Source organism: Pseudomonas sp. 203-8, assembly GCF_020708595.1.
Classification (GTDB): Bacteria; Pseudomonadota; Gammaproteobacteria; order Pseudomonadales; family Pseudomonadaceae; genus Pseudomonas; species Pseudomonas aeruginosa.
This window is the reverse complement of the sequence record NZ_JAJFDF010000009.1, coordinates 51,105-63,485: the sequence shown is the minus strand read 5'-3', so window position 1 is coordinate 63,485 and position 12,381 is coordinate 51,105. Positions and strand designations below refer to the sequence as shown.

Below are 12,381 nucleotides of genomic sequence, written 5' to 3'. Positions count from 1 at the left end.
GGAGTCTTCGCATGTTCGAACGCATCATCCAATTCGCCATCGAGCAACGCTGGCTGGTCCTGCTGGCGGTGCTGGGGATGGCCGGGGTCGGCATCGGCAGCTACCAGAAGCTGTCCATCGACGCGGTCCCGGACATCACCAACGTCCAGGTGCAGATCAATACCGCCGCCCCCGGCTACTCGCCGCTGGAAGTGGAGCAGCGGATCACCTACCCGGTGGAGACCGTCATGGCCGGCCTGCCGGGTTTGCAGGAAACCCGTTCGCTGTCGCGGCCGGGGATTTCCCAGGTGACGGTGATCTTCGAGGAGGGCACCGATATCTACTTCGCCCGCCAGCAGGTCAACGAACGCCTGAGCACGGCGCGCGAGCAACTGCCGGAAGACATCTCGCCGACCCTCGGGCCGATCTCCACCGGTCTCGGCGAGATCTACCTGTGGACGGTTGAGGCCGAGGAGGGCGCGACCAAGGAGGACGGCAGCGCCTACACCCCCACTGACCTGCGCACCATCCAGGACTGGATCATCCGTCCGCAGTTGCGCAACGTGAAGGGCGTGGCCGAGATCAACACCATCGGCGGCTACGCCAAGCAATTCCTCATCGCCCCGGATCCGAAGAAGCTCGCGGCCTACAAGCTGACCCTCGGCGACCTGCAGAACGCCGTGCTGCGCAACAACGAGAACGTCGGCGCCGGCTACATCGAGCGGCGCGGCGAGCAGTTGCTGATCCGCGCGCCGGGCCAGGTCAAGGACATGGACGATATCCGCGGGATCATCGTTTCCAACGTCGACGGCGTGCCGATCCGTATCCGCGACGTCGCCGAGGTCGGCCTGGGCAAGGAGCTGCGCACCGGCGCGGCCACCGAGAACGGCCGCGAAGTGGTGCTCGGCACGGTGTTCATGCTGATCGGCGAGAACAGCCGGGAAGTGGCCCAGGCGGTCGGCCAGCGCCTGGAGGAGATCAACCGGACCCTGCCCAAGGGGGTCAAGGCGATCACCGTCTACGACCGCACCACCCTGGTGGACAAGGCCGTGGCCACGGTGAAGAAGAACCTGGTGGAAGGCGCGGCGCTGGTGATCGCGGTGCTCTTCCTGTTCCTCGGCAACATCCGCGCGGCGTTGATCACCGCCACCATCATCCCGCTGTCGATGCTGTTCACCTTCACCGGGATGGTCGGCAACAGGGTCAGCGCCAACCTGATGAGCCTCGGCGCGCTGGACTTCGGCATCATCGTCGACGGCGCCGTGGTGATCGTCGAGAACGCCATCCGCCGCCTGGCCCACGCCCAGGCCCACCACGGCCGCCAGCTGACCCGCGCGGAACGTTTCCACGAGGTCTTCGCCGCGTCCAGGGAGGCGCGCCGGGCGCTGGTCTTCGGCCAGATCATCATCATGGTGGTGTACCTGCCGATCTTCGCCCTCACCGGGGTCGAGGGGAAGATGTTCCACCCGATGGCGTTCACCGTGGTCACCGCGCTGCTCGGCGCGATGATCCTCTCGGTGACTTTCGTCCCGGCGGCGATCGCGCTGTTCATCACCGGCAAGGTCAAGGAGGAGGAGAACTTCGTCATGCGCCGCGCGCGTCTGGCCTACGAACCGGCGCTGCGCTGGGTGCTCGGGCACCGCGCGCTGGTGGTCGGCGGCGCCCTCGGCGCGATCCTGCTCACCGGGCTGGTGGCCTCGCGGATGGGCAGCGAGTTCATTCCCAGCCTCAGCGAGGGCGACTTCGCCATGCAGGGCCTGCGGGTGCCGGGCACCAGCCTGACCCAGTCGGTCGAGATGCAGCAGACCCTGGAGAGGAAGCTGATGGGCAAGTTCCCGGAGATCGAGCGGGTCTTCGCCCGCACCGGGACCGCCGAGATCGCCTCCGACCTGATGCCGCCGAACGCCTCCGACAGCTACGTGATGCTCAAGCCGCAGAGCCAGTGGCCGGACCCGAAGAAGTCGCGGGAGGCGCTGCTGGAAGAATTGCAGGCCGCGGCCCTTGAGGTGCCGGGCAGCGTCTACGAGTTCTCCCAGCCGATCCAGTTGCGCTTCAACGAACTGATCTCCGGGGTGCGCAGCGACGTCGCGGTGAAGGTCTTCGGCGACGACATGCAGGTGCTCAACGACACCGCGGAGAAGATCTCCAAGGTGCTGCAAGGCATCGACGGCGCCTCCGAGGTGAAGGTCGAGCAGACCACCGGCCTGCCGGTGCTGACGGTGGACATCGACCGCGACAAGGCGGCACGCTTCGGCCTCAATGTCGGCGACATCCAGGACACCGTGGCCACCGCCCTCGGCGGACGCAACGCCGGTACCCTGTTCGAGGGCGACCGCCGCTTCGACATCGTCATCCGCCTGCCGGAAACCCTGCGCGCCGACCTGCCGGCACTGTCCAACCTGCTGATCCCGCTGCCGCCGAACAACCTGGCGCGGATCGACTTCATCCCGCTGTCGGACGTGGCGCGCCTCGACCTCTCGCCGGGACCGAATCAGATCAGCCGGGAGAACGGCAAGCGGCGCATCGTGGTCAGCGCCAACGTGCGCGGCCGCGACATCGGCTCGTTCGTGCTGGAAGCGCAACAGAAGCTGCAGGACGGGGTGAAGATCCCGGCCGGCTACTGGACCACCTGGGGCGGCCAGTTCGAACAGTTGCAGTCCGCCGCCAAGCGCTTGCAGGTAGTGGTGCCGGTGGCGCTGCTGCTGGTGTTCACCTTGCTCTTCGCCATGTTCAACAACGTCAAGGACGGCCTGCTGGTGTTCACCGGCATCCCCTTCGCCCTCACCGGCGGGGTGCTGGCCCTGTGGCTGCGCGGGATACCGCTGTCGATCTCGGCGGCGGTGGGTTTCATCGCCCTGTCCGGGGTGGCGGTGCTCAACGGCCTGGTGATGATCTCCTTCATCCGCAACCTGTTGCAGGAAGGACGCAGCCTCGACCAGGCGGTGTGGGAGGGCGCCATCACCCGCCTGCGTCCGGTGCTGATGACCGCCCTGGTGGCGTCCCTCGGTTTCGTGCCGATGGCCCTGGCCACCGGCACCGGCGCCGAGGTGCAGCGGCCGCTGGCGACGGTGGTGATCGGCGGCATCCTGTCCTCGACCATGCTGACCCTGCTGGTGCTGCCGGTGCTCTATCGCTGGACCCACGGGCGCGACGCCGGACCGCGCGAGGAGACGCCGGCGGCCGGCTGAAGCGGGCGCGCAAGCGGGCCGGCAGGGGAAACCCTGGCGGCCCTTTTTCGTTGGCCGTTGGACGGATTCCGTTCGATTACCGCACGCGATTGCCGGCCCGGATTGTCGCCGGCGGAGGGCTTGCGTAGTGTGGGTGGACGTTCCGCGCCCGGCGCTTGGCGCCGCGCGGCGATAACAACAACGATAGCAGCCTGAGTGTCCTGCCCATGAATGCCTCCTTGCTCAGCGAGCGCAGCCGGGTGTTCGAACGTGCCGACCCCTATGCGGTGTCCGGCTATGTCAACCGGCACGTCGGTACGCACTGCATACGCCTGCCGGCCTCCGGCAGGCCGCAAGCCAGCCTCGACCACCGCACCTTCGCCAGCCTCGACCTGTGCCGGATCAGCTACGGCGCGGCGGTACGGGTCACCTCGCCGGCGCTGGAGAGCATCTTCCACCTGCAGATCCTCCTGCGCGGCCACTGCCTGTGGCGCGGCGGCGGGCAGGAACACGCCCTGGCGCCGGGCGAGCTGTTGCTGATCAACCCGGACGATCCGGTCGACCTGACCTATTCGGCGGACTGCGAGAAATTCATCGTCAAGCTGCCCTGCGCGCTGCTCGAAGCGATCTGCGCCGAGCAGCGCTGGAGCCATCCGGCGCGCGGCGTGCGTTTCCTCGAACATCGCTATCGCCTGGACCAGCTGGAAGGCTTCGTCGGCCTGCTCGCCCTGGTCTGCCGCGAGGCCGAGTCCGGCGAGCGGCTGGCGCGGGTCGACAGCCACTTCGAGCAGATCCTCGGCAGCAAGCTGCTGACCCTGCTGAAGACCAACGTCAGCCGCGAGGACCCCGGCGATGCGCAGGTCGTCTTCGCCCGCCTCGATGCCTACATCCGCCGCCATCTGCAGAGCGAGATCGAGGTCGCGGCGCTGGCCGAGCAGGCGCACATGAGCACCCGTTCGCTGTACGCGCTGTTCGAGCGCCAGCTTGGCGAGAGCCCTCGGCAATACATTCGCCGGCTGCGCCTGGAGCGCATCCGCGCCTGCCTGGAAGACCCCGGCTGCCGGGTACGCAACCTCACCGAACTGGCCCTGGACTTCGGTTTCGCCCACCTCGGCCGCTTCGCCGAGCAATATCGCCGGCAGTTCGGCGAGCTGCCTTCGGAAACCCTGCGCCGGCGCGCCTAGCGCCGACCGCCACGGCGTGCAGGAATCGGCCAGCGATCCGCAGGCAACGGATATCCCCAGCAGCACGCGCTACCTAACCTGACCGGGCCTGAACAATAACAACGGAGGCCCCGGCCATGTCCCTGGGTAGCGATTACTTGCGTTCTCTGCTCGAGGAAGACCCCGAGCGCGGCGTCTACCGCTGCAAGCGGGAGATGTTCACCGATCCACGCCTGTTCGAACTGGAGATGAAGCACATCTTCGAGGGCAACTGGGTCTATCTCGCCCACGAAAGCCAGGTTGCCGGAGTCAACGACTACCTGACCACCCAGATCGGCCGCCAGTCGATCGTCATCGCGCGCAACCGCGACGGCCAGCTCAACGCCTTCATCAACGCCTGCAGCCACCGTGGCGCGATGCTCTGCCGGCACAAGAGCGGCAATCGCAGCAGCTATACCTGTCCGTTCCACGGCTGGACCTTCAACAACTCCGGCAAGCTGCTCAAGGTCAAGGACCCGGCCGAGGCCGGCTACCCGCAGGGCTTCAACTGCGAGGGCTCGCACGACCTGACCCGGGTGGCGCGCTTCGAGTCCTACCGTGGCTTCCTGTTCGGCAGCCTCAACCCCGATGTCAGGCCGCTGGCCGAGCACCTGGGCGAGTCGGCGAAGATCATCGACATGATCGTCGACCAGTCGCCGGAAGGCCTCGAGGTGCTGCGCGGCTCTTCCAGCTATGTCTACGAAGGCAACTGGAAGCTCACCGCCGAGAACGGCGCCGACGGCTACCACGTCAGCTCGGTGCACTGGAACTACGCGGCGACCCAGAGCCAGCGCCAGCAGCGCGACGCCGCGGACCCGCTGCGGACCATGAGCGCCGCGGGCTGGGCCCGGCAGGGCGGCGGCTTCTACTCGTTCGAGCATGGCCACATGCTGCTCTGGAGTCGCTGGGCCAACCCCGAGGACCGGCCGGCCTTCGAGCGCCGCGCCGAGCTTGCCCGCGACTTCGGCGAGGCCCGCGCCGACTGGATGATCGAGAACTCGCGCAACCTCTGCCTGTACCCCAACGTGTACCTGATGGACCAGTTCAGCTCGCAGATCCGCATCGCCCGGCCGCTGTCGGTGGACCGCACGGAAATCACCATCTACTGCATCGCGCCGAAAGGCGAGAGCGCCGAGGCGCGCGCCCGGCGCATCCGCCAGTACGAGGACTTCTTCAACGTCAGCGGCATGGCCACCCCGGACGACCTGGAGGAGTTCCGTTCCTGCCAGCAGGGCTACCAGGGCAGCGTGGTCGGCTGGAACGACCTGTCGCGCGGCGCCGAACACTGGATAGAGGGCGCCGACGCGGCGGCCGCGGCCATCGACCTGCGGCCGCGCCTGAGCGGCGTGCGCACCGAGGACGAAGGGCTGTTCGTATTGCAGCATCGCTACTGGCAGGAGGCGCTGCTCGCCGCCCTGGAGCGCGAACGGACGCAGCGCGTGGCGCTGCGGGAGGTGGCGTCATGAGCCTGGGCTACGACGCCCTGCGCGATTTCCTCTACCGCGAGGCGCGCTATCTCGACGACAAGGATTGGGACGCCTGGCTGGCGTTGTACGCCGCGGACGCCAGTTTCTGGATGCCGTCCTGGGACGACCGCGACCAGCTCACCGAGGACCCGCAGCGGGAAATCTCGCTGATCTGGTACGGCAACCGCGGCGGCCTGGAGGACCGGGTATTCCGCATCCGCACCGAGCGCTCCAGCGCGACCCTGCCGGACACCCGCACCTCGCACAACCTGAGCAACATCGAACTGCTCGGCGAGGACGACGGCATCTGCCGCGCGCGCTGCAACTGGCACACCCTGAGCTATCGCTACAAGACCGTGGACAGCTACTTCGGCACCACCTTCTACGACCTCGACGTACGCGGCGAGAGTCTGCTGATCAAGGCCAAGAAAGTGATCCTGAAGAACGACTACGTTCGCCAGCTGATCGACGTCTACCACGTCTGACGCCCGCGCCGGCGGGCTGTCGAGGGACATGCCATGAACCATCGGATCGCACTCAACTTCGAAGACGGGGTGACCCGCTTCATCCATGCCGCGCCCGGCGAGACCGTGGCCGACGCGGCCTACCGCCAGGGCATCAACATCCCCCTGGACTGCCGCGACGGCGCCTGCGGCACCTGCAAGTGCCTGGCCGAGGCCGGGCGCTATGCGCTGGGCCAGGACTACATCGACGATGCCCTCAGCGCCGAGGAAGCCGCCCGCGGCTACGTGCTGACCTGCCAGATGCGCGCCGAAAGCGACTGCGTGCTGCGCGTGCCGGCGTCCTCGACCCTGTGCAGGACCGGCCAGGCGCGCTACGAGGCGCGCATCAGCGAAGTCCGGCAACTCTCGCCGAGCACCATCGGCCTGTCGCTGCGCGGCGAGGCGCTGGCCAGCCTGGCGTTCCTGCCCGGGCAGTACGTCAACCTCCAGGTACCCGGCAGCGAGCAGCGCCGCGCCTACTCCTTCAGCTCGCTGGCGAAGGACGGCGAGGTCAGCTTCCTGATCCGCAACGTCCCCGGCGGGCTGATGAGCGGCTTCCTCAGTGGCACGGCCAGGGCCGGCGACAGCCTGGCGATGGACGGCCCGCTGGGCAGTTTCTACCTGCGCGAGATTCACCGGCCACTGCTGATGCTGGCCGGCGGCACCGGCCTGGCGCCGTTCACCGCGATGCTCGAACGGATCGCCGAACAGGGCAGCGCGCACCCGCTGCACCTGGTCTACGGGGTGACCCACGACGTCGACCTGGTCGGTCTCGAGCGCCTGGAGGCGTTCGCCGAACGGATTCCCGGCTTCACCTGGAGCGCGTGCGTGGCCAGCGCCGACAGCGACTATCCGCGCAAGGGCTACGTGACCGAGCACATCGCCGCGCAGCACCTGCACGAGGGCGACGTCGACATCTACCTGTGCGGGCCGCCGCCGATGGTCGAGGCGGTCGAGCGCTACCTGCGCGAGCAGGGCGTGCGCCCGGCGAATTTCTACTACGAAAAGTTCGCCGCCAGCGCGGCCTGAACCCGAGCGAGCCAAGGAGATTCCCATGAACGACAGATTCCGCGACAAGGTCGCCCTGGTCAGCGGCGCCGCCCAGGGTATCGGCCTGGGCGTGGTCCGGCGCCTGCTGGAGGAAGGCGCGCGGGTGGTGGCGGTGGACCGCTCCGAGCTGGTCCACGAACTGGCCGGTGACGCCTGCCTGTGCCTGACCGCCGACCTGGAGCGCTATGCCGAATGCCAGCGGGTACTGGAGCGGACCCTGGAGCGTTTCGGCCGGCTGGACATCCTGGTCAACAACGTCGGCGGCACCCTTTGGGCGAAGCCCTACCAACACTACGCCGAGGACGAGATTGAGGCCGAGCTGCGGCGTTCGCTGCTGCCCACCTTGTGGTGTTGCCGAGCGGCGCTGCCGGCGATGCTGGGGCAGGGCAGCGGGGCGATCGTCAACGTCTCGTCGGTTGCCACCCGCGGGGTCAACCGGGTGCCCTATGGCGCCGCCAAGGGCGGGGTGAACGCGCTGACCGCCTGCCTGGCGTTCGAGACCGCCGACCAGGGCATCCGCGTCAACGCGGTGGCGCCGGGCGGCACCGACGCGCCGCCGCGAAGGATTCCGCGCAACGCCGCGGCGCAGAGCGAGGAGGAGCGGCGCTGGTATCGACAGATCGTCGAGCAGACCCTCGACAGCAGCCTGATGAAGCGCTACGGCAGCATCGACGAGCAGGTCGCGGCGATCCTCTTCCTCGCCTCCGACGAGGCGTCCTACATCACCGGCGTGACCCTGCCGGTAGCTGGCGGCGACCTCGGCTGAGCGCTTCAGTCGCCGCTTTCGGTGAACTTCTCCAGGTACAGCCGCAGATGCTCCAGGGAGTGCTCGCGCAGCCACTGGCGGACCGCCTCGACCATCGGCGGCGGCCCGCACAGGTAGAGGTCGAAAGCTTCGTCGCGCAAGCGGGCGGCGTCGAAATGCTCGTGCAGGTAGCCGCGCCGGCCATCCCAGTCGGCGTCCGCCTCGCTGAGCACCGGGACGAAGCGGAAGCCGGGAAGCCGCTCGGCGTAGCCGGCGATCCGTTGCAATTCGCAGAGATCGGCGGCGCGGCGTACCCCGTAGTAGAGATGCACCGGCCGCTCGCAACCGCGCTCGGCCAGTTCGTCGAGCATGCCGAGGAACGCCGACAGGCCGGTGCCGCCGGCCACCAGCAGCAACGGGCGCTCCACCTGGCGCAGGTAGAATGTGCCCAGCGGCGCCTCGAAGCGGATCTCGTCGCCGACCCGGCACCCTTGGCGCAGGTAGTCGCTCATGGCGCCGCCCGGGAGCAGGCGGATGAGGAATTGCAGGTGGTTCTGCGGATTCGGCCGGTTGGCGAAGGAGTAGGCGCGCCGGCAGTCGCTGCCGGGTACTTGCAGGCGCGCGTACTGGCCGGGCAGGAAGTCCAGCTGGCGGCCCGCGGCGCCGGCGTCGAGGCGGAGCAGCGCGGTGTCCTCGGAGAGCAGGCGCAGTTCGCGCACCACGCCGCTGTGCGCCTGGGCCGCGGCGGCGTGGCAGAGGGTCGAGGCGAAGTCGAAGTAGAAGGCCGCGTCGGAGCGCACCCGGGTCTGGCAGGCGAGCACCTTGCGCTGCTCCAGGTCGGCGGCGGAGAGGGTGTCCTCGTCGGCGTAGTCCAGGCTGTAGCTGCCCGCCTCGCAGCGGCCCATGCAGGTGCCGCAGACCCCTTCGCGGCAGTCCAGCGGCAGGTTGATGCCGTGGCGCAGGGCGGCGTCGAGGAGCAGGTCGTCGTGGCCGACGGGCAGGAACAGGGTCTTGCCGTCGGCGAAGCTGAGGGCGACTTTGTGATTCATCGTGACGGGGCCCGCCGTTCAGAGGTGGTAGAAGTCGAGGACCGAGTCGATCCGGTCGTTGAGCAGGACGATGTGCTTGCGCGCGATCAGCCAGGCCTCGCCATGGGGTTTCAGGCGGTAGGTGGCATGGCCGAAGAAGCTGCCGGTCTGGTCCAGGCGCTGGAACAGGGTCTGCCAGTTGACCCGCACTCGCAGCAGGCCTTCGCCTTCCTCGGCGATGCGCACGTTGCCGATCTGGTGCAGGGTGCGCGGCATCGGCACGGTGGACGCGGCCTTGCCGGTGCGGATACGGAACACCCGGTCTTCCAGGCCGGCACGGCTGGGGTAGTAGATCAGCGACATCTCGCGCTTCGGATCGCGGGTGTAGCGCTGCTCGGACTCCCACTGCGGCAGGTGGAACTCGCACTGTTCGTCGAACTGCGCGAGGTAGCCGTCCCAGTCCTGGGCATCGCAGAGTTCGGCGTGGCGGTAGAGGAACTGTTCGACGCGGTACTGCAGTCCGGCGTTCATGGGGTCACCTCCTTCGCGCGCAGGGCCAGGCGCTCCAGGCCGTCGAGGAGGAAGCGCCGCCAATGCGCGTGCTGGTTGACGTAGAGGCCTTCGTGGGTGATCTCGGTGCCGGTCAGCAGCGGCGCGATACCCAGCGCCTGGCTGTTCGGCGTCGCGCCTTCGAGCCACTTGCCGTGGCCGCGGGAGATGTCGCTCCAGCGCTCCAGGCGGGCTTGGAAGCCACGCTGGGCTTCGCGGAACTCCACCAGGTCGTCGGGCGTGCCCATCCCGGAGACGTTGAAGAAGTCCTCGAACTGGCGGATCCGGTTCTCCCGGTCGGCGTCCGACTCGCCCTTTACGCCGATGCACTGGCTGACGATCTCGGTACGGTTCCAGGCCAGCGGGCGGACGATGCGCAGCTGCGAGCTGATCTGGTCGATGACGAACAGGCTGGGGTAGAGATTGAGGTTGCGCAGGCGATGCATCATCCACTCGGCGCGGGCCTGGCCGTATTCCGCCACCAGCCGCGGCATCACGCTGGCGTAGCCGGGGCGTACGGCGGGGTTGGGCATCTCGCTGAAGAGCACGCTGTGGCCGTTGGCGAAGGAGAACCAGCCGTCGTCGGTGGCCGCGTCGCCGGCGCCGAGCTTGCTGTAGTCGAGGGTGGCGGCCACGCCGCCGCGCTCGGCCTCGACCTGCTGGCGGTGCTGCACGGTGGCTACGTAGTTGTAGTGCACTGTGCTGACGTGATAGCCGTCCAGGCCATTCTCGTTCTGCAGCTTCCAGTTGCCTTCGTAGGTGTAGGTGGAGGTGCCGGGCAACACTTCCAGCTCGCCGCTGGGAGACTGCGCCACCAGCATGTCGAGGAACACCCGGGCGTCGCCGAGGAAGTCCACCAGGTCGTCCTCGCCGGCGACGTCCAGGCTGACGAAGACGAAGCCCCTGTAGCTCTGGATGCGCGCTTTCTTCAGGCCACGGGTGGCCTTGTCGAAGCCTTCCGGGTATTCGCCCGGCGCCTTGACCTTCACCAGCCGGCCGTCGTTCTTGTAGCACCAGGCATGGAACGGACAGGTGAAGGTCGACTGGTTGCCCTTGCCGACCCGCACCAGGGTCGCGCCGCGATGCTGGCAGGCGTTGACCAGCGCGTGCAACTGGCCGTTGCCGTCGCGGGTGACGATCAGCGGCTGGCGTCCGGCGCGCAGGGTGACGAAGTCGTGGGGCCTGGCCAGTTCGCTTTCGTGGCAGGCGTAGATCCAGTTCTTTTCGAAGATCAGCTCCATCTCCAGGTCGAACAGCTCCGGTTCGGTGAACATGTCCCGGGCGATGCGGAAGATGCCCTCCTCGGGACGGAAGTCGAGGCAGCCGCCGACATAGTCGCGCCACTGTTCGAGGCTTCTGCGAGTAGCGTTCATGCGTTCTCACCCTTGTGCGTTGTCGTTATGGGTGACCCATTCAACGGCCGCGAGCGGGGGCGGGCTATCCGCTTAGTCGACGATGCGCATCCCGAAAATCCGCGGCCGCCGAGGAGCGGCCGGGGGGCTCGCGGAGGGCTCGGCCGAGGTTCGAGCGGCGCTTGCGGCGGACGCTTTGTCCGGAAAGTCGGCGAACGCTATCCGGATAGTGGAGGATGCGGGGAGTCGGCCTTGCGCCGGCATATGCCTTGCATTTTGCTGAAAACAGAGCGCCAGCAGAGCGCACCCCCAGCCTTGCCGTGTCGAGTGCCGAACCATGATGAGGACCCATCCCGTCGCCGATCGTGGCGATCTCCATGCCGACCACCTGGACCTGGCCGCCGCCCGTTCCTGGATGTCGAAGGTCTGCGGGCCGCACCGGCTCGAAGCGGCGAGCCCGGGACTGGTGCAGTTCGAGCACCACGGCAACGTGCTGAAGTCGATGTGCACCACCCTTGGCTACATCGGCTACGGTACCGACGTCACCATCACCGTCGAGGATGCCGCGGCGTTCAACGCCTACAGCCTGAGCCTGCCGCTCAGCGGCGAGCAGGAGCTGTGCCGGGGCGGGCTGCGCCTGCTCTCCGACGTCCGCCGCGGGGTGATCATCGCGCCCAACGAGCGCCAGGAGCTGAGCATCGCCGGGGACTGCCGCAAGCTGCAGGTGGTGATCGGCCGCACGGCGATGCGCAAGGTCCTGGAGGAGATGTTGCAGCGGCCGATCGATACGCCCTTGCGCTTCGATCCGGAGATGGATGCCCTGGATGGCGCCTCCGCGTCCTGGTGGCGCACCGTGCGGCACATCAGCGAGGAGATGGCGCGCAGCGAACTCTACGCCCAGGCGTTTTTCAGCAGCGACCTGGAACGCGCGCTGATCAAGGGACTGATCCTGGCCCAGCCGAACAACTACAGCGAGGCCCTGCAGCAGGGCCTTGGCGGGCGCCCGCCGCACTACCTGCTGCGCGCCCGCGAGTTTCTCCAGGCCAACGCCCGCGAGACCCTGAGCCTGGAGGACGTGGAACGCGCCGCCGGGGTCTCGCGGTTCAAGCTGTTCGAGGGCTTCCGTCGCTACTTCGGGGTGTCACCGATGAGCTACCTGAAGCACTACCGGCTCGCCGCGGTGCGCGAGGAAATCCTCGCCAGCGGCGGCGCCCGCAGCATCTCGACGATCGCCCTGGGCTGGGGCTTCAGCCACCTCGGACGCTTCTCCGTGGACTACCGCAAGCGCTTCGAGGAAACCCCGAGCATGACCCAGCGCCGCGCTGCGCGGCGCTCCTGAG

The 12,381-nt window shown here is 68.1% G+C and carries 10 protein-coding genes; 7 read left to right on the top strand and 3 right to left on the bottom strand.

Features of this window, described 5'->3' with window-relative positions; genetic code table 11:
* Nucleotides 1-11: 11 nt before the first annotated feature.
* The 6 genes from LJF27_RS21170 to LJF27_RS21145 all read left to right on the top strand — a co-directional run bounded on the left by LJF27_RS21170 (nt 12) and on the right by LJF27_RS21145 (nt 8,133).
* Nucleotides 12-3,167: a CusA/CzcA family heavy metal efflux RND transporter gene (locus LJF27_RS21170; RefSeq protein WP_003115707.1), complete on the top strand. Its 3,156-nt coding sequence runs from the start codon at nt 12-14 to the stop codon at nt 3,165-3,167.
* Nucleotides 3,168-3,373: 206 nt separating this feature from the next.
* Complete coding sequence (locus LJF27_RS21165; RefSeq protein WP_003116860.1) at nt 3,374-4,330, top strand: AraC family transcriptional regulator; 957 nt, start codon at nt 3,374-3,376, stop codon at nt 4,328-4,330.
* 116 nt (nt 4,331-4,446) lie between these two features.
* Entirely contained in the window at nt 4,447-5,814 is a 1,368-nt protein-coding gene (benA, locus tag LJF27_RS21160) for a benzoate 1,2-dioxygenase large subunit (RefSeq protein WP_003113315.1), read from the top strand.
* The gene (gene benB, locus LJF27_RS21155) at nt 5,811-6,299 is read left to right on the top strand and encodes a benzoate 1,2-dioxygenase small subunit (RefSeq protein ID WP_003116861.1); all 489 of its coding nucleotides are present in this window, start codon (nt 5,811-5,813) and stop codon (nt 6,297-6,299) included. Before benA ends, benB begins: the two co-directional genes overlap by 4 nt.
* Nucleotides 6,300-6,332: 33 nt before the next feature.
* Nucleotides 6,333-7,346, top strand: coding sequence for a benzoate 1,2-dioxygenase electron transfer component BenC (gene benC, locus LJF27_RS21150; protein ID WP_003109537.1), 1,014 nt, complete (start codon nt 6,333-6,335; stop codon nt 7,344-7,346).
* A 25-nt stretch (nt 7,347-7,371) separates the two neighbouring features.
* Nucleotides 7,372-8,133 carry a 1,6-dihydroxycyclohexa-2,4-diene-1-carboxylate dehydrogenase gene (locus tag LJF27_RS21145; RefSeq protein ID WP_003116862.1) on the top strand — a complete coding sequence of 254 codons (762 nt, stop codon included), beginning with the start codon at nt 7,372-7,374 and terminating at the stop codon, nt 8,131-8,133.
* 5 nt (nt 8,134-8,138) lie between these two features.
* On the opposite strand, the gene antC is transcribed toward LJF27_RS21145, so the two are convergent.
* From antC to antA, 3 genes are read right to left on the bottom strand one after another with little or no spacing between them, the layout of a single operon-like run.
* Nucleotides 8,139-9,161: an anthranilate 1,2-dioxygenase electron transfer component AntC gene (gene antC / locus LJF27_RS21140; protein WP_003116863.1), complete on the bottom strand. Its 1,023-nt coding sequence runs from the start codon at nt 9,159-9,161 to the stop codon at nt 8,139-8,141.
* Between the two features lie 18 nt (nt 9,162-9,179).
* Entirely contained in the window at nt 9,180-9,671 is a 492-nt protein-coding gene (antB, locus tag LJF27_RS21135; RefSeq protein ID WP_003116865.1) for an anthranilate 1,2-dioxygenase small subunit, read from the bottom strand.
* Nucleotides 9,668-11,062 (bottom strand): anthranilate 1,2-dioxygenase large subunit, encoded by a 1,395-nt coding sequence (gene antA, locus LJF27_RS21130; RefSeq protein ID WP_003113310.1) that lies wholly within the window; start codon nt 11,060-11,062, stop codon nt 9,668-9,670. The genes antB and antA overlap by 4 nt, the downstream gene beginning before the upstream one ends.
* Nucleotides 11,063-11,378: 316 nt before the next feature.
* On the opposite strand from antA, the gene LJF27_RS21125 reads away from it, so the two are divergent.
* The gene (locus LJF27_RS21125; RefSeq protein WP_003116868.1) at nt 11,379-12,380 is read left to right on the top strand and encodes an AraC family transcriptional regulator; all 1,002 of its coding nucleotides are present in this window, start codon (nt 11,379-11,381) and stop codon (nt 12,378-12,380) included.
* Nucleotide 12,381: the final 1 nt, after the last annotated feature.